At 57.7% G+C, this 17,111-nt stretch carries 17 protein-coding genes and 4 pseudogenes; 3 read left to right on the forward strand and 18 right to left on the reverse strand.

Annotation, left to right across the window (positions count from 1 at the left end):
* Position 1: 1 nt before the first annotated feature.
* From PZL22_RS27235 to PZL22_RS27270, 8 genes are all read right to left on the reverse strand, one after another.
* Complete coding sequence (locus PZL22_RS27235) at positions 2–280, reverse strand: MoaD/ThiS family protein (protein ID WP_017266280.1); 279 nt, start codon at positions 278–280, stop codon at positions 2–4.
* A gap of 37 nt (positions 281–317) precedes the next feature.
* On the reverse strand, positions 318–1,229 hold the full coding sequence (locus PZL22_RS27240) for an NAD(P)-binding protein (RefSeq protein WP_014530973.1): 912 nt from the start codon (positions 1,227–1,229) through the stop codon (positions 318–320).
* A complete protein-coding gene (locus PZL22_RS27245; RefSeq protein ID WP_014530972.1) occupies positions 1,174–2,136 on the reverse strand; it encodes a phytanoyl-CoA dioxygenase family protein in 963 nt (320 codons plus the stop codon). The genes PZL22_RS27240 and PZL22_RS27245 overlap by 56 nt, the downstream gene beginning before the upstream one ends.
* Before the next feature lie 59 nt (positions 2,137–2,195).
* Complete coding sequence (locus PZL22_RS27250) at positions 2,196–3,413, reverse strand: YcaO-like family protein (protein ID WP_080590370.1); 1,218 nt, start codon at positions 3,411–3,413, stop codon at positions 2,196–2,198.
* Positions 3,410–4,780 (reverse strand): TfuA-like protein, encoded by a 1,371-nt coding sequence (locus PZL22_RS27255; RefSeq protein WP_014530970.1) that lies wholly within the window; start codon positions 4,778–4,780, stop codon positions 3,410–3,412. The genes PZL22_RS27250 and PZL22_RS27255 overlap by 4 nt, the downstream gene beginning before the upstream one ends.
* A complete protein-coding gene (locus PZL22_RS27260) occupies positions 4,780–5,919 on the reverse strand; it encodes a YcaO-like family protein (protein WP_153530200.1) in 1,140 nt (379 codons plus the stop codon). Before PZL22_RS27260 ends, PZL22_RS27255 begins: the two co-directional genes overlap by 1 nt.
* Positions 5,920–6,040: 121 nt before the next feature.
* Entirely contained in the window at positions 6,041–6,274 is a 234-nt protein-coding gene (locus tag PZL22_RS31490) for a Nif11-like leader peptide family natural product precursor (protein WP_014530968.1), read from the reverse strand.
* 308 nt (positions 6,275–6,582) lie between these two features.
* The gene (locus PZL22_RS27270; RefSeq protein WP_014530968.1) at positions 6,583–6,816 is read right to left on the reverse strand and encodes a Nif11-like leader peptide family natural product precursor; all 234 of its coding nucleotides are present in this window, start codon (positions 6,814–6,816) and stop codon (positions 6,583–6,585) included.
* Positions 6,817–6,994: 178 nt separating this feature from the next.
* Between PZL22_RS27270 and PZL22_RS27275 the strand changes: the two genes are divergently transcribed.
* Positions 6,995–7,828 (forward strand): IS5-like element ISRm4-1 family transposase, encoded by an 834-nt coding sequence (locus PZL22_RS27275; RefSeq protein WP_284718797.1) that lies wholly within the window; start codon positions 6,995–6,997, stop codon positions 7,826–7,828.
* Positions 7,829–8,060: 232 nt separating this feature from the next.
* Here PZL22_RS27275 and PZL22_RS27280 read toward each other — a convergent pair whose 3' ends face one another.
* The gene (locus PZL22_RS27280; RefSeq protein WP_014530968.1) at positions 8,061–8,294 is read right to left on the reverse strand and encodes a Nif11-like leader peptide family natural product precursor; all 234 of its coding nucleotides are present in this window, start codon (positions 8,292–8,294) and stop codon (positions 8,061–8,063) included.
* Between the two features lie 126 nt (positions 8,295–8,420).
* Positions 8,421–8,796 (reverse strand): annotated as a pseudogene (locus PZL22_RS27285) (transposase); the annotation flags it as partial.
* Between the two features lie 560 nt (positions 8,797–9,356).
* On the opposite strand from PZL22_RS27285, the gene PZL22_RS27290 reads away from it, so the two are divergent.
* Positions 9,357–10,133 carry a hypothetical protein gene (locus PZL22_RS27290; protein WP_014530965.1) on the forward strand — a complete coding sequence of 259 codons (777 nt, stop codon included), beginning with the start codon at positions 9,357–9,359 and terminating at the stop codon, positions 10,131–10,133.
* Between the two features lie 159 nt (positions 10,134–10,292).
* A complete protein-coding gene (locus PZL22_RS27295; protein WP_164823390.1) occupies positions 10,293–11,021 on the forward strand; it encodes a hypothetical protein in 729 nt (242 codons plus the stop codon).
* A gap of 489 nt (positions 11,022–11,510) precedes the next feature.
* On the opposite strand, the pseudogene PZL22_RS31665 reads toward PZL22_RS27295, so the two are convergent.
* The 8 genes and pseudogenes from PZL22_RS31665 to PZL22_RS27335 form a co-directional block, all read right to left on the reverse strand.
* A pseudogene (locus tag PZL22_RS31665) lies at positions 11,511–11,789 on the reverse strand (ATP-binding protein); the annotation flags it as partial.
* A complete protein-coding gene (locus PZL22_RS31670; protein WP_014530962.1) occupies positions 11,686–12,291 on the reverse strand; it encodes an IS3 family transposase in 606 nt (201 codons plus the stop codon). The gene PZL22_RS31670 and the pseudogene PZL22_RS31665, both read right to left, overlap by 104 nt.
* Positions 12,292–12,526: 235 nt before the next feature.
* The gene (locus PZL22_RS27305; RefSeq protein ID WP_017266263.1) at positions 12,527–12,961 is read right to left on the reverse strand and encodes a transposase; all 435 of its coding nucleotides are present in this window, start codon (positions 12,959–12,961) and stop codon (positions 12,527–12,529) included.
* A 123-nt stretch (positions 12,962–13,084) separates the two neighbouring features.
* A pseudogene (gene istB, locus PZL22_RS31675) lies at positions 13,085–13,859 on the reverse strand (IS21-like element helper ATPase IstB).
* Positions 13,860–13,871: 12 nt separating this feature from the next.
* Positions 13,872–14,480: a Mu transposase domain-containing protein gene (locus PZL22_RS27320; RefSeq protein ID WP_373865781.1), complete on the reverse strand. Its 609-nt coding sequence runs from the start codon at positions 14,478–14,480 to the stop codon at positions 13,872–13,874.
* 135 nt (positions 14,481–14,615) lie between these two features.
* Positions 14,616–14,948: a hypothetical protein gene (locus PZL22_RS27325; RefSeq protein ID WP_014530957.1), complete on the reverse strand. Its 333-nt coding sequence runs from the start codon at positions 14,946–14,948 to the stop codon at positions 14,616–14,618.
* 122 nt (positions 14,949–15,070) lie between these two features.
* Positions 15,071–16,681 (reverse strand): tyrosinase family protein, encoded by a 1,611-nt coding sequence (locus PZL22_RS27330; RefSeq protein ID WP_284718798.1) that lies wholly within the window; start codon positions 16,679–16,681, stop codon positions 15,071–15,073.
* A 63-nt stretch (positions 16,682–16,744) separates the two neighbouring features.
* Positions 16,745–17,100 (reverse strand): annotated as a pseudogene (locus PZL22_RS27335) (hypothetical protein).
* Between the last annotated feature and the right edge of the window lie 11 nt (positions 17,101–17,111).

Raw genomic sequence — 17,111 nt, forward strand, 5'->3', positions numbered from 1 at the left:
CTCAACCTCCAGCCAGCGCCAACACGACCGCTATCTCCGCGCCGTTTTCGACGGCTTCATCGCCGCGCGATCCGAGCGGCACGGGCCGTCCGTTGACAAAAATCCGAACAAAGCGATTGATCTCGCCTTTCGTGTCGAACAAATGCTCCTTCAATTGCGCGGATTTGGCGGACATGGCGCCCAGCGCCTCGCGCACGGTTTGGGCCTCAACTGTGATGCGCGATTGACCCCCGACATAGGGCCGGATCGAGGGTGGGACGATCACTGTCAGTTGTTGCATGGAATTTCCTTTCTTGCGCATGGGCGAGGACAGTTCATTAGAGGACGGGCTTAGATGTCGCGAAATCGATCAGGCGTGCCGCAAGCCCGTCGGAGGCCGGACCATGCCGCCGCCATGGCGCTTCGTAGAGGGCAAGGTGGCCGCGCAATTTGCGCTGTGGTGTTGCCATCAGCGCTTCCAGGTTTTGCGAGAGAACATCATTTTCGGCGGAAGTGGGCGCGCAGATGTGTAAAGCCAGTTCAGCGAAGGCGCGGGAACAGCCATCCGGCAGTTGGACCGCAATTTCGGCCCCTCTCATGGCCTCCATCAGCAACCGCATGATGTCGATCAGCAAGACCTGTGAGACCTGATCGCGGGTCATCTCACCACGGGAGAGGGCGAGAAGCACAACATAAGATGCCGCCGTTTGCAGGGCGCGACCTGCAAAATGAGCCCGCGTCACCATGCGTACCAGCCTGAAGCCCAATTTCAGCAGAAGGCCAGGGGCATGAGGCTGCGACTTGTTGCAGATCTCCACAGCGCCGCTCGTCACAATGCCAAGTCCGCGCATTGGGCAAATCTCTGCCGAAATCTGCGGAAAGACCATGACGGCGCCTTCTTGCGGTTCTGGATGAGCGCAGAACACAAGGTTTCGCCCATCAGGTTGACCCCATGTTGCCAATGCACCGGCCACTTCGTGCGGCCCGACAGCAAAGAGCGTTATATCCGTCGGGGAAGCATGTGTCGCAGCTTCGGGGCGGTATCGACCGCGTGCCGTGCCTTGCATGGCAACTGGCAGTTCACGCAAGGGCGCTCCACGCATACTGACATGCAGTGGCTTATGCCCGCGCCGTTGCAGCAGGTAGCCGCACGCCATTCCCACTGCACCGGCGCCTATGATGCGGACGGCGAGGCTAGACAAGTGGAACGATCCCATCAGCTGCCCCATCAGGACCAAAATGGGCCGCATCTGCCGCCTCGATGATGCGGATCAAAAGCGCATCCCGATGCTGCCGCATCTCAGGATTTGTCGCGGTCTGGTGGAATGTAAGGCCGTTGAACATGACGCAATCTCCAGCAGCTGCTTCCAGCGACGTAATTTGGGTGCCGGGAAACATGTCGCACAGAATTGGGCAGATGGTTTGGGAACTATCCCCATGCAAAATGGAGAAGTAGGAAACCGGCGCATCGATAACTTCCATACCGGGGCAGGTTCTTCCAACGCCATCCTCCAGCGGAATCCAAAGCGTGATCATGGGTGCATCGTTGAACTTCTGATTGCTGTCCTGATGCCAAAACTGATTATTGGCGTTGCCGTGCGCATCGGGAAGCTGTGCCCGTGGGAAAGTCCGGCGCAAGAGCGTTCGTCTCTTCAGAAGAGCAGGTCTCGCCGAGCACGGCAAAGCCTGTGGGAGAGCCGCAAGCGCAGTTCGGGCTATGGCGACTATGGCTTCTTCCGAGAGAATATGCGGGTTTTCAAACAGGCGGACAGGGCGCATTCCGGGCGTATGCAGCAGATGGTCGCAGTGCCCCGCCAGTTCACGGACCTGTGAGGCATCAAGCACCGCCTCGACACGCATGAAGCAACCCGAGGCGAGCCATTGGCGGCGTCGCGGCGGGGCATCGAGCGGATACTCCGCCTCCATGCCGTTCATCGCCTCCCGCAACCGGTGCAGAGCCGCCTGACCGTTCACCCGGGCGTAGACGCCGCGTTGATCGGCGCTCGGCATTTCCATGTCCCACACGTCTCGATCAATGGAATCGAGCACTTCCAGAAGGGAATAAGCTGGGTTCTGTTCCGCTACGCGCCACATCTCACCAAAGGGCGTGCCGGGATGGCTATTCGGTTGCACGGGCGATGCTGTCTCCAGGGTCATGCGGGTCGTCTCCATTGCGCAGCCTGTTGCGGCGCGCGATTATCGTCATTTCACTAGAGTCAAATCATCTTCGCGCTGACCTTGAGCCCCGGCACGAAGGCCTTCGTCACGGCCAGGTCTAGACCGCGCTTCGTCAGATCGTGGACATAGACCTGACCGTGTCCGGCCTCCTTCAACATTCTCAGCACCATGGAGAGGCTTTCCGGGATCGTACGCCCGCGGGCACGATGTGGCGCCACGGCCAGAAGTTCATCCCAGGTGACGGTCGGGATCTGCCGAAACTTGGCAAATGTCCGCGCCTGCAAGGCCAATCGCGCTTCTGTCTCCGCGCAGGTCAGTTGACGATTGACGTGGTCTATCCCCAGATCCTCCCGCGCCCCGTGAATATAGGTCAGGCGCGACTGGGCAGCTTCGGTCAGGGCGCGAGACGCGGCGATCTGCGGCGATGTATGGCACCCGAAGCCCGCCGAGGTGGCCAGCATGAAACTGGGCTCGCCCGGGCAATGGAACACAGCCCAGAATGTATGGATATCGATGGCACTCGGAAGAGCGAACATGAAAAGCTCTATTCCGGCCTGCGCCACTTTCTCCGAGAAGTGCCCGAGATGTTCAGGCATCGATTTTGGCTCGATCCGAAGCAACCGTGATGTGGTCATGCCCTCGGGACGACCGAGGAGACGCGCCGTGGAATCGCGTTCGATCAACTCGCAGATGCCGTGAAGCGTTGCTTCTTCCCAGGTGTTGCCGCTCGCCAATCCATTGCTGGTGAAATAATGCACGTAAGGCGCGCGTACATAGATGGTGCTGGCCGGCAGCAGGACTGGCCGAGACTCGATGATCTCGCGTCCCTCGACCCAATCGAGGCGAAGATCATCTGAGTAGTAGAGACCGCCATAGGTATCGGAGGGCCAGAGGCACTCGCTGATGAGCGTTGGCGCATCGACGACCGAATATCCCCGGTTTCGCAGTACCTTCGCGCTTTGAGCCAGATGCCAGGCCGAGGTATCCGGATATTCGGCGTGCTCGACCTCGATCGACTCCATGATTGCGGATACGGATGCGGCGGCCTTCGTCCACCCTTTCCCATTGGACACGGACAAGATCATTCCATTGGGGCGCACGGCATTGTAGGTGGGGATGCCGATTCGATCGAGATGGGTGACGTCGAGAACGCGGCTGATGCCGCAGGTGCGCATCGCTGGCGCAATTCTCCGCAATGTCTCTTCCGGATTATAGGTGCGCTGGGTTCCTTGTGAGTATTCCTCAACAGCATTCATGATGCAGCCCTCAATCCGAGAATGTCGTCAAGTCGATCGGCAAATTGGTGTGCCAGGAGGATTTCGGTTGCCGCGTCAAATGTGTAGCCGAAGTGCTGCAAGCCGGTGCGATAGACCCATTCAAGGTAGTGGAGCGCCGCTTCGGCGGTATCTGCATCTTCATTCTCGTCCGGCAAAATGCCCTTTTCGCGCCCCAGGCGACGAAGCGTATAAACAAGGCGGCCATCCAAATGTGTGATTTCGGCTCCCGCGCCCCATGCCGAGAAACCTGCCTCTGCCAGTTGCCGGTCAATATCGGAGACGAGGCTGCGGCTGCCGGGTGATGAGAGAGATCCGATGACGCCTGCGGTGAAGGCGGCTTCCCGTCCCTCACGTGCAATGTCGATTAGCGTCAGGCCGGTTGCCCTGCGGTGAGCGAGGTCAAACCGATTGGGTAACCATTGGGGCAGAATGGGCGCCGGGGTGATTTCGAGGTGAAGTTCCCGAGCCCAGCCATTGATAAGGCGCTGGCAAGCGCGAGCGCGCAGATAGCTACGATAGGAGGGATCTCCCACGGCAACTCGCTCGGTGTACTGCGAGAGCGGCATGGCCTTGCCTTGCCGTTTTGCGCAGATGGCATTCAACCGCTCGTGCTTGAAATACTCGATGCCGATCAGCGTATGCACCGTCTCATAGGCGCGAAGACGGGGAGGCTGCGCGGGGCCAAGGGTCGCGATCCGGCTGGCGGCAAAGTGCAACGCTTCTAAGCAATCCCTTTTTTTTAGATCCTCTCCATGCGTTTCAAGCCATTTTTGCAAGCCAGAAACATCCAGTTCCTTTGCCAGCGGCGAAAGCACGACCTCCATCATTCGGTCCTGGAAACACAGGGCCTTTGCATGGTCCAGAATCCGCGCTTCCTGCTGCTCGTCGATCATACATTCTCTTCGGGCAAGGCGCAGATTCCAACGCAAATTGGCGAGAGGGATGGAAAGAGGCGCGTAAGCTCCCTCGGAACTCTGGTGGAGCAGAGCCACTTCGTCATCGCCATCGATTTCGCCGTCACGAAACCACTGGTAGATCTGCCCGACACCGGTCACGCCCTCGCAGTCCAGTTCGGCCGCCCGCAGGGCACCCATGCTCGTTGCGCCGATTACTTCAATGCCGCAATCCAGGGCGAACAGGAGTTCCTTATGCCAAACAGAATATTGTCCGTAGAACAGACCGTCGAGAAGGACGATCATCCGGTATCCATCATTGATAATACCGTAGATGGAGCCACGAGCCGCGGGCGGAAAGTAATCTGCCTCCGGCAGGATGCTTTTAGCTTCTTCAATCGAGCAGGACGGGCCCAGAAAAACGGCAATCTCATTGTTGGTCTCGACAACCATCACGCGTCCACCTCAAATGGAGTTTCGAATCCGGGGACGGCACATTTGACGACGGCAAATGGACGGTCTGGCGGGGATAGCGTCCAGGCAAAGACATGACGGATGCCGGCGTCCCGCGCCGACGAGAGAAGGTGGTTCAGGGCAGCCGTTGGCGATGCCGGTGCCTGCTCATCCTGATCGGTGAGCGAATAGGCAACGCTCGGGCAGGCGATGAAGCGCCGCCGCAACTGACGTTCGCCCTTCGTAACAGGTTCCCTCAAAAGCTTCAGAACCTCGGCAGAGACCATGACCCCGCCAGGCATGCGCGAAAGAGGAAGCGTCTGCGCTCTGCATGCCTCGCGCGTACACCAGGCCTGCACGGCTTCTGTCATGGCACGAGAAATGGCAATGGCTCGGAAGTGATGAGCGCCCCAGCCATAATAGACCTCGCCACCGGATCCGGTTTTTACAAGCGCACATTGAAGCACAGTGACGCCGAGGAACTGCCCCAGAAGATAGAATTCGGCGTGTAGTCCGAACGCTTCCAGTTCCGTCAGGGCGTTGGAAATGGGCGCTGGAATGTCGCTGAGGAGAAGCTGCTGCACCAGCACCGGGTCGCGGAGGGATTGGGCAGTCAAGTCGCGTTCGATCAGTTCATAGAGACAATGTAAACTGGCTTCCTCGACCGTGTTTCCGCTGGCCAAGCCGTTGACGGAAACAGACCGCGCCGAGGGGGCAGGCGACAGGAAATGTTCATAGACAGGGCTGTAAACCGGCTCTGCCGACAACAGGTCAACGCCACGGATCATGGGCGCCGCATCCGGCTCCGGCGGCTTTCCGCCCCCGGTATAAAGAAGCGCGGATCGAGGAAGCGCATGCAACGCGATCTCGGGCGGACCTTCAACCGTACTCATCTCGATGGCTTCCATGTATCCCGAGGCAAGTGCCGTCTCGAAGCTAAAGCCTTTCCCGAGATTAAGATGTCCCGAACGCGGATTGCCGCGCACGACCTCTATAAACTTCAGAGTTTCTGCACCCTTTGGCGAATGATCGGCAAATCCGCTGATGTCGTAACGTCCGAGAAGTGGCTGGATCGCGGCAAGCGTATGACTTGCGGATACATTGCGAATCGAAGTTCCCAAACTGTTACATGCTGTCATTATTCTTGATTCTTGCCTGCGATTTCTAGTGCCGATGGCGGGAGTGGTCACGTCGGTGCCCCTTCATCTGGAGAGGCCAGGTGCGGCTTGGCGCACGCACCTGGCCGAACCGTCACACTGATTACTTGACCAGCGCTGCGGCCATGATGGTGCCGGAGGATACCGACTCCAGATCTTCATCCGTCAGATTCGGGCTTCCTGCCGCGATCGCCTTGGCCAGATCGTTGTGGCTAAGGTCGATACCGGCGTCCTTGGCAGCATTCACGATCGCATCCGGGGTGGAGCAGGCTTTCACCGCCGCTGCAAAGGCGCTGTCGGTAGCCAGCTTGCTGCGAAAATCATCAATGGAACCCATTAGACTTTCTCCATCAGTTGGCATCAAATCCTCGGCGGATCTGATGTGAGCGCAAAGTGCCATTTTTGCGGACTTAAAGAAATTCGGGTGAACCACTAAGGGATACCACTTAGGCGCTTCGATCACGCCGAGCAGGTCGGGACCACTGAACGGCTTCGTCAAAATCATGTTCTCGACATGCGCTTGAAGTGCCGACAAGCTCGTTCACGAGCAGGAGGGCTCGGGCTCCAAGATATTAGAGCAAGCGTGTTCATCTGGAGAGGCCAGGTGCGGCTTGGCGCACGCACCTGGCCGAACCGTCACACTGATTACTTGACCAGCGCTGCGGCCATGATGGTGCCGGAGGATACCGACTCCAGATCTTCATCCGTCAGATTCGGGCTTCCTGCCGCGATCGCCTTGGCCAGATCGTTGTGGCTGAGGTCGATACCGGCGTCCTTGGCAGCATTCACGATCGCATCCGGGGTGGAGCAGGCTTTCACCGCCGCTGCAAAGGCGCTGTCGGTAGCCAGCTTGCTGCGAAAATCATCAATGGAACCCATTAGACTTTCTCCATCAGTTGGCATCAAATCCTCGGCGGATCTGATGTGAGCGCAAAGTGCCACTTTTGCGGACTTAAAGAAATTCGGGTGAACCACTAAGAGGCTGCCTCAAAAAGAATTGAGTGATTTCAGCCAGTTGTGATTCCGTCGGATTTGCAAAGATTCGATGGAGATCACGATGGCCTGGACTGAAACCACCCGGCGCAATTATGTCCGGCGGACGAGCGGATATGCAAGCGATGTCACGGATCGCGAATGGGATTTTGTTGCACCGTTCATGCCTGCGCCACGGCGTCTGGGTCGTCCGCGCAAGACTGATTTGCGCGATGTTTTAAACGCCCTTCTCTATATCGCTTCGACAGGCTGCCAGCGGCGGATGCTGCCGAAGGACTTTCCGCCCTGTTCGACGGTGCAGCGATATTTCTATGAATGGCGGGCAATGGGTCTTTGGCCACGGATCAACCATCACCTCGTCATGGAGGCGCGGGAACTGGAGGGGAAAGAAGCCTCGCCGACAGCGGGCGCGATCGACAGCCAAAGCGTTAAAACGACGGAAAGCGGCGGTATTCGTGGCTTTGATGCAGGCAAGAAGATTAAGGGCCGCAAGCGCCACATCATTGTCGACACGCTCGGGCTGATGGTCGGCCTCATGGTGCACAGCGCCGATATTCAGGATCGCGACGGCGCTCCCGATCTCCTGAAATCCATCAAAAACCGGTCGCCGTGGTTGCTTCATGTCTTCGCTGATGGCGGCTATGCGGGCGACAAGCTCAAAAAGCGGCTGCAGAAAATCGGGAAATGGACACTCGAAATCATCAAACGTTCCGACAAGGCCAAGGGTTTTGAAATCCTGCCACGCCGCTGGGTCGTCGAGCGGACCTTCGCCTGGCTGGGTCGATGCCGCCGACTGGCCAAGGACTTCGAAAAATCCGTCGCTTCAGCAGAAGCGTGGATCACCATCGCCCACATCCGCATGCTCACCAGACGCCTTGCAAGATATGGATATCGTTGAAACCTTTTCGAGTCCGACTCTAAGGGATACCACTTAGGCGCTTCGATCACGCCGAGCAGGTCGGGACCGCTGAACGGCTTCGTCAAAATCATGTTCTCGACATGCGCTTGAAGTGCCGACAAGCTCGTTCAGGAGCAGGAGGGCTCGGGCTCCAAGATATTAGAGCAAGCGTGTTCATCTGGAGAGGCCAGGTGCGGCTTGGCGCACGCACCTGGCCGAACCGTCACACTGATTACTTGACCAGCGCTGCGGCCATGATGGTGCCGGAGGATACCGACTCCAGATCTTCATCCGTCAGATTCGGGCTTCCCGCCGCGATCGCCTTGGCCAGATCATTGTGGCTGAGGTCGATACCGGCGTCCTTGGCAGCATTCACGATCGCATCCGGGGTGGAGCAGGCCTTCACTGCCGCTGCAAAGGCGCTGTCGGTAGCCAGCTTGCTGCGAAAATCATCAATGGAACCCATTAGACTTTCTCCATCAGTTGGCATCAAATCCTCGGCGGATCTGATGTGCGCGCAAAGTGCCATTTTTGCGGACTTAAAGAAATTCGCGTGAACCACTAAGGGATCCTACTTAGTCGCTTGGATCACGGCACGACGGGAGGTGTGATGGTAGGTCGACCGATCAAAGTCGAGTGCACCGCATGCAGGCCGGATCGAGATCGTCCAATCGCGGCACATACCCTTGCTACCTCCCGCTTCCGAGCAGGCCTTAAAGCTTTCGCCGAATGACATCCTGCAGCATCTCGCGGCCCAGCGTCAGGTCCGCAACGATCTTCTTCAATCTCGCATTCTCGTCCTCGAGCTGCTTCAGCTTCCATCTCCGGCGGCAACAGACCGGCATATTTCTTTTTCCAATTGAAGTAGGTCGCCTGGCTGATCCCCGCCTTGCGGCAGATCTCCGCAACCGTCACCCTTCATCACCCTGCTTCAGAATGAACGCTTTCTGCGCGTTCGAAATTGCCATGCCTTCATCGCCTTCCGTCCCTTTCCCAGGAAAAATCACCGGAAAACTCTAACCAAAATCGGTCCAGTTTGAAGGGTTCAGATCACCCCTCAAGTCGCTCGGCGACCGCTTCGATCATATGGAAGGTTCTAGTTCCAGAACTAGGCGCAGACATAGAAGCTCACTTCGGCTCACAACGTGTGCTACCGATATCCGACCGCCAACCCCTACGCCAGATGGGGTCTCCTTGCCGCTTACGAAGCCTCGTCGTATCGAGGTCTTCTGTTTCGTTGCTGCTCTGAACTCAGTAGATAGCTAGGGGTACCATCTGTGATCCACATAGTATTAATGGTACTATATATGGTTGCCAAACAAGCGGCGCCCAGGTAGTGTATTTAAATGCAAGGCTCGCCCGTGGGTAGACGTTAAGGGCTCGCTCTTGTTCTTTAACGGCTTCCAAAATCCGATAAAGTCCACTCTCTCAAGGGGTAGAACTGACGGGCTCAACGCACGTCTGCGATCTGCTGCACATCGAAATAAATCATTCCACGCCTGCCACTCTAAGGATAGGAGACTGGTAAATGACTTCGGCTGCTTTGAAATTCGTATCCGTAACAAAACTTCCTAGCGACGACGATCTTGGGGAGCTGCTGGATAAGCTGCGGGGTCTCCCTCACGCTGCCGCGCCAATCCGCTCTTTGGCAGATAAAAAACAAACTGCCCAAGTCAACGCGGGAAGTCTGACTTCGTTCACCCAGAATCTTTCTGGCCAGAACAAAAGTGACGTGCAGAACTCGACCCTTTTTGCGCAACTGGCGTCAGACCGCGCTTATGATCGTTATAACTCGCCCATGGACTGGTACAAGAACTACATTAATGTCCTAGGTCAAATTGGCTGGAACCAGCCGGGCTTTGCTTTCGATACCTATACCTCTGGAGGTTCGACGGTTCAACTCAACGAGGCGGTCTTGGGTATCCTCGCCGCGATTGCAACCGGAGACGAGATCGCCATGGTAGAGGCGACGATGAATGGCCTCAAGGGTCTCAGCGACGATTCAAAACAAATGACCATTTGGGATGCAAAGTCGAATGACGGCAACAACGGGAATTTCCAAATATTTCCGGTCGATGCTCTGCCCAACGGGGACGTCGTGATGGTGCTTGATGGCATGCAGTTCAATGCATCCACCACTCATTCCCGGTTCTTGTGGTGGACATGGGAATCCTCTAGCATCCGCATACAGCGCGCTGCCAACAAATTCGTGCTCAACGATAGCGTCTATTCGCAGGTTCGGCAGGCTGTTATCGATAAACTCGGTGATCGCGCCGCGCAGTTAGTCGCAGACATTCCCATTTAACGCCAGACGCAGACACAACGTCGTGGCCGTCGCCGATTTAGAAGCTGCGGGGATGGCCACGACCGCCCGTTCACATCTATTGTTGTCCCACCTGGCGTCTTCCAAGTCTGCGCCGAGAGCGCGCTTGTGTGTCGCCCCAAACTGAGCAAGAGACCTGTGATGTCCGTAGATTTCAATGAGATTACGCTCTCTGATCCTTCTGCGCGGGAGCGCTTGCTTGAGACTGGTTCAACATCCGAAGCGACGCAGTTCTCGCCGGCAGGAGCGCCTTCAGCACAGGTTAATGAAGGGGCACTGCTAGCTTTTGACGATGGTCTTGCAAAACAGATGATCGATGACATCAGCAACTCACTTCTCTTCGCCCAGCTGGCTGCTGACAAACAATTCAACAGGCATGCAGCGACGGGCGATTGGCAAAAGACTTTTTTCAGCACGCTCTCAGTTGTGGGATGGATAATTGGCAACTTTAGCCAAAGAACCGAAGTTGCCGCATCACCGGTGAACTGGGGGGAGCTAATTGCATCGTACATGCCGAAAAATGTGGATCACCTCGTCCTCTCCAGCATCGTGGCATCTCAACAGCTACCCGCCGCAAGCAGTGCAATCAACATATGGAGCAATGCAGCCTTGGCTGGCGACGAGGGGGTCGTCATTGTCGGGCCGAGCTACATTTCTGGCGACAGTCCAAACATATCGATCGCACTTCTAAAGTTCACATTCGAGAAAGCCGTGGCAGGTTTTCTGAAGTGGGACGCCGACTTCAACATCACGACATCAATCGTGACCATGGAACTGAACGAGAGCATTTACTCGAAAGTGCGAAACACGGTTATCGCAAAACTTGGCAATCGTCCGAAATACCTAGTCGCGAATGTGCCCATGAAGTGAAGAGGACTCCAACATGTAATGGACGCTAACGTTCACCCTATAACGCAATCGGATTGCTGTCGATTCGCCTCGGCATTCTTCGGGCATGGGGAACCGCGTCACTCACTGACGAGCGATATCTGTGACGTGCGCTCACAACGTATTCTCTAAGGGACGGGCCGCAGTTCTGCCAAGTTCCACCGCGCGTACAGTTCTGAGTCTCCGCCGGTAACGAAGGGGGTTGAGGTGGACTGCTTCATCAAACGCGCGTTTAAGGGACCACGACAGAACCTGGGAAATTGCGGTCCTCCGACTGGCCGAGCCGATCTACAAGATCCAATCGGTCCGGGTTTGAGTAGTCACAGAGCATCAACACCCTGACCAGCTCCAACCGGCCGGCGGCTTGCGTCTGCGTGGTCGCCGGAGCAGATCGCCGGCCGTCTGCTTGCCGATGGTGTGAGCGCCGTCCGCGTCTGAACCGAGACGATCTATCGCTTCATCTATGGCCAGGAGCACTTCGGCAGGCAGAGCCCTGCCAACGGTCAGGCTCTCGACCATATCTGCGCCCTGGCGGCGGCTCAAACGACTAAGCGTCAAGGCGATAACATGCGGATGGCCCATCCAGGGTGGCAGAAACTCGGAGCGAAATGTGATGAGCACCAGCACCGGCGAGCCCTGCACGCGTTCAACAATAAGATCCAGCAGTTCCAGCGAGGTCGGATCTGCCCAATGCACATCTTCGTACACAGCGAGGACAGGCTGATGCGCCGCGAGTCCAATGAGCACGTCGCCGGGCGTCCGAGGCATCGCGATAAGCCAATCCTGCAACTTCTTCCTGCTTCAAGGTTTTCATGAAGCTCTCCGCACGCGCATTGTCATACGGATTGCCCACCCGGCTCATACTCGGCTGGATCCCATGCGCGTGGAGGATGTCAGAATAGCTGCTGCAAGCGTATTGAACTCCCCTGTCCGAGTGGTGAATTAAACTGCCCGCGACTGGAGCGCGTGCGGAGATCGCCATTTTCAGGGCGTCGACTGCAAGGCTGGCCCGCAAGTGGAGTTCCAGTGCCCACCCGATGACCTTGCGGCTGAAGGCATCGAGCACAACCGCCAAATAAGCGAACTGCTCGGCAAGGTGCAGATAGGTGATGTCTGCGACCCAAAGCTGGTTAATCCCTGTCAGTTCCATCCCCCGAGCCAGGTTTGGGACGACGCGCCAGCTATGCTTGGAATCGGTGGTCCGGGGTACGAACGGCCGATTGCGCAAACATAAGAGATTGTCCTCTCCCATCAAACGCAACACACGTTTGTGGTTCGCCTGCCAGCCCTCCCGGCTAGAAGAGCGCCAATCCGGCGATATCCATAATGCCGATTCGCCGAGGCCGGCCTTTGGATGACATCTCGTAGACCGGTTTCTTCCTGACGCGGCGCTGATCGCTGCCAATACCGGTAGTACCCCGCCCGGCTAACGCCAGCCAGACGGCACGTCTGTTCGATTCCTGTCGAGCCTTGCGGCATGCGGGCTGTCATTTTCTGGATGACTTCGAAGACGCCGCCCCTCCAGGCGCGTCTTTCTGCTGTTGACCGCCCCTGACATGCCGCAAGGCTTCTTGAAAAAAATCCAGTTCAACCTGTTGCTGGCCAATCCTGCGTTCAAGTTCGACAATGCGGCGACGGGCTTTGGCCAATGCATCCGCACGACGCTGTTCCGCCGATACTGCAAAGCTCGCCGCCAGGGTTTGGGGGTCCGGCGGTGCCTCGGGCGGGGGCTGTTTCTTTGGCCGTCCCTGCCGGGCCGGCGTTAGATTGCCGCACGTTCGTAGCTGCTCACGCCAAGCATACAAGCGTTGACGGTGAATACCCAGTTCGTCGGCCAGACGGCTGACGTTCTCCCCGTTGTGCATCGGCACGAGCATGGAGAGCTTCTCTTCTTTGCTAAATCTCGGCTTTCTTCCAACCATTTCAGTTCCTGTATTCGAGAAACTGTCCGCTACTTAATATGTCTCAGTTGAGGGGTGCATTCCAAGCGTTTCGCTAAGTCGCGGACAACGGATGCGATCGATTTTCCGGTTGCCTGATTGCTGTTACGGGTGATTGATTTCGGTTGTTTCGGCGCCGGTCAAGAGCGTCGGCGTTTTTCGTTTCCGCATGCTATCGCCTTCGAGCGTTATGCGGTGAGCGTTGTGAACAATACGGTCCAGATCGCGTCAGCTAACGTGGCTTCTCCGATCATTTCGTGCCAGGCGGCCACGGGAAGCTGAGCCGTTATCAGGGTCGATTTCCGGAGATACCGCTCCTCGAAGATTTCCAGTAGATCGAGGCTCTGTCGATCGTTCAAGGTGTGGGTTCCCCAGTCGTCGAGCACCAGCAACTGAACGCGCGCCAGCTTATCGACGAGGCGCGGAAAGCGTCCATCGAGCTTGGCAAGTGCGGGGTCCTCGAACAGTCGTGGCATACGAACGTAGAGCACCGAGTAGTCGAGGCGGGCGGCCTGTCGTGCGAAGGCGCAGGCAATCCACGTCTTTCCAGTGCCTGTTTGGCCGGTCAGGATTAGGTTCTCGTTTGCCTTCAGCCATGCGCCTTGCGCCAGGGATAGGACGTTCCGGCGGTCAAGACCGCGGTGAATCCAAAATCGATGTCTTCGATCGAGACATCGGCAAAACGAAGCCTTGCTGTAGCGAGCCTGTTTGTCAGCCGTCGGTCTGTTCTTACGGCGATCTCTCGATCGAGCATCAACCCCAGCCGTTCGTCGAAGCTAAGGTCGTTTCCATGAGCCTGCTCGATAAGCTCGCGATAGGCGGTCGCCATCCCGGCAAGACCAAGCGCATTCATCTGATCCAGTGTTGGATGTGTCAGCATCTGATGTCCTCTTCATTGGTAGTAGGTTTTGCCGCGGATATTGCCGTGCGGCGGCGCCGGCTTCACAGCCTCGCTCATGGCCGGAGCCTGATCGAGACCAGATCTGAGAATGTTGGCGACAGACGAATAGCTCAGTGCGTTGATGACCAGCGCTCGCTCGCAAGCCAGTTCCAGCCGATCGGATTCGTAACGACGCGCCAGGGAAAGAACGCCTTGGGCAGATCGGTAGCCTTGCTCAGGATGCCGGCGGTCGCATAACAGACGTTCGATAAAAATCGCCGTGTTGGTTCCGACCTTTGCTGCTTCCCTGCGCAATGTGTGGGGTGTCGTGTTTGCGTAGCGCTGGTGAGCCTTGGGCATATGTTCGTTGACGGTAATGTGGCCCGAGCGCTGCGAGCTTCGGATGTGGCTGGCGACACGCTTGTGGTCAAAGAAGATCTCGACTGCCCGATACGTCAGCCTGATATCGACCCGTCTGCCGATGAGAGCGTGCGGCACGGAAACGTCTTGTCGACCTCGACATGGTAATCGGGATGGGACCTTGGCGACCTTCCATTCCGCATACTCAAACGGCGTTGACGGCAGCGGCTTGAGCTGGTCGCGCTCGACTTCATCGAACAAAGCACGCCGCGATTTGCCATATCGGCGCATCGTCCGGGTGTTGAGGTCTCGATCAAAGCGCTGATGCGGATATTAAACGCGCCTCGCCTGGCGCAGCCGATCGGCGGTCGACGCAAAATGGTAACAAGAAGAACCTCACTTTTGCACAATCCACGCCGTCACCGAGACAAGTTCGTGTTCGGTTGGCGCCCGCGGCAAGGAACTCCCGGCGTCGAGCATGTCCGCGAAGATTTCCAGCAGGGAACCATCGATGTCGCGGCCGGAAAGCGATAGCTGGAATACCAGTTGCTTGTCAGGATCGGTCCTGCCGAATGGAACGGCAGAACCGATGAAGTGGCCGGCGGCGGTTCGAAAGCGGATTTCCGCGCCGAGCGGCAACGGGCCGGTGATGATATTGAGCCCCACGGTCTCGTCCGGCCGCGGCGCCCGCGGCAGGTTGATCACAATTTTGCGTTGTTGATCGGCCATCTCCGCTTAAATCCCGCAGCAGGCGCGCTGCCGTTATCCTTCGTTGCCATTGCAAAAACACCACGAGCGTGTTTGCGGCCAACGGCATGACCAAAACCGTGGGTTCCTGGGCCTAGAGCCGCTCAGAACGACCCAACCTGAATGTCGGTCAGCCTTGCCTCCGCCGGCATGCTGCCTTCGATACGTTTGCCCGCTTGCGCTACCACAACGTTGAAGTCGATCGGTTCGCCCGCTTTGAGCCTACCATCGTCGATCAGCCTATCGAGCGCCTTGTCGATCGGTATGGTGAAGCTGACCGTGTCGGTATGATGATGACGAACACCGAAGAACTCGAAACTGCCGGCGAAATCCGGTCCGTCCGGGTTGAGATCAGGCGTCGTTCCCTCGGGGGAAATGAAAACGAGGAAATTCAGGCCGCCAACGTCCATGGGCGGCGCGATGCTGACCTTAGCGAATTGACGCGACTGTTCCGAAGGCTTCGCGGCAACATCCACGAGCTCCTGCGAAACGGTGAGCTTGGCAGTCGCCGGTTTGTTTATGGCCACGGCCGCGGACGCAGGCACGGCTGCTTCCAATGCCGGAATGGGGGCCGAGCGGCCGGCGGTTGCAACCGGGATCACCTCGTCGCCGCTGCCGGGCTCATAATCATAGTCAAAGTCGCCGATTTCGAGATAGTCGGCCGCCCTAGTCTTATCGCTGACCGGGCTACCGTCAGCGTCGACATAAAAGAGATAGGGTTCCGGATCGTACTGCGTCTGTTGGTCAGCCGTTGGCCCGACGGGCAGGCCCATCGCCTGCTGCTTGCGGGTCCAGACATCCCACAGCCGATCGATGTTGCAATGATGCAGAAAGAAGATCGGGTCGAGCGGTGACAGGTTCTGTGACATCAGCCCATAGGGAGCGCTCTGGCCGCCGACGCTCATATGGACGCGGTTATGCGGCTGGCCTTCAAGAATGGAGAAGCCGACCGGTGCCACCTGGTGGCTGGACGATACCGGACTGTTGAAAGCGAGACCCGGAGCGCCCGCGTCGTTGGCGAAGGTTGTTGGCGCCAGCGATGCCTTGATGGTGTCGATGTCGACTGCGGTTTGGGTGGCGGGATTGAGTTTCGGATTCTGCGCCGTCAGGAAGCGGGCGTTCGGCTGGTTGGCGAAGCTCGCCATTGCGTCGCTCCATAGCGCATCAAAATCCGGATAGCCGCGCAGGTTCTGCTGCTGCAATTGGGCGGAGCTGAGACTGTCCCAATAGGCCTTGATCGGCTCCTGCATGATGTCCTGGAAGCGGTTGTGGTCGGGAATGTAGGCGGAGCTGTTGACGGGATCGAGAATCGTGCCGAACAGCGGCGGCAGAACCTCGGGATTGGCCGTCCAGTCCCAATATGGGAGGGCGAAATCCGGATTGCCGCTCAGTTCGCGGCAAGTCTCTTCGAAATAGCCAAGATAGCCGCGGTGCCAGCTGGTGAACCACCAGTCGCCATGGGGGCAGTCCATCAGGTGGATGAAGCCATTGCGGTACCAGTTGCGCGGATCCGAAGGCGGAAGCTTCAGCATCGCGGTCACGGCATCCATATAAGTTTGCAAGTCCTTCTGCCCATCGGCGCTGGTCATGTTCTTGCGCCTATGCTTGGTCGCCGCCCGCAGAATGCTTGGTGCGAAAAGGGCTGTACCGGCGGCAGCGGTTGCGCCTTTGACGAAAGAGCGGCGTGAAACCGTCAGAAATCGCGTGCGTGTCATCGAGATTATCCCCTGAACAGGTGTTAGTCCGAATGTCTTGCAGCTACGGCAAGGGGTGGAACATCACTGCCGCACGGCATACCACGAGGCGACGTAGCCGGCCACAGCAGTCCCGTGCGAATGGGGGACGACGCTGCCGACAATGGCATCTCTCTGGTCGACGCCGTTTGGCCCGTTCGGCACGACGTAGCCGCGATAACTGTAGATCCAGGTCTCTCCGGCCACCTCGCCTTTTCCGGTAAATTGCAGTTCGACCGGGTCGCCCGGCTGCACGGCCCGCCGATGGTTCCGCCAACCCTGCCCGGCTCCAACTCGGTTAGCACCAGCGTTCCCTGACCAAATTCCAGCGCACTGAAATCGGCCGACAGGTCGGGATTGTTGATCAGGCTCCGATAACTCCAAGTGCCGACGAAGCTCATATGTCCTCCCA

This window comes from Ensifer meliloti, from assembly GCF_030064585.1.
Taxonomy (GTDB): Bacteria; Pseudomonadota; Alphaproteobacteria; order Rhizobiales; family Rhizobiaceae; genus Sinorhizobium; species Sinorhizobium meliloti.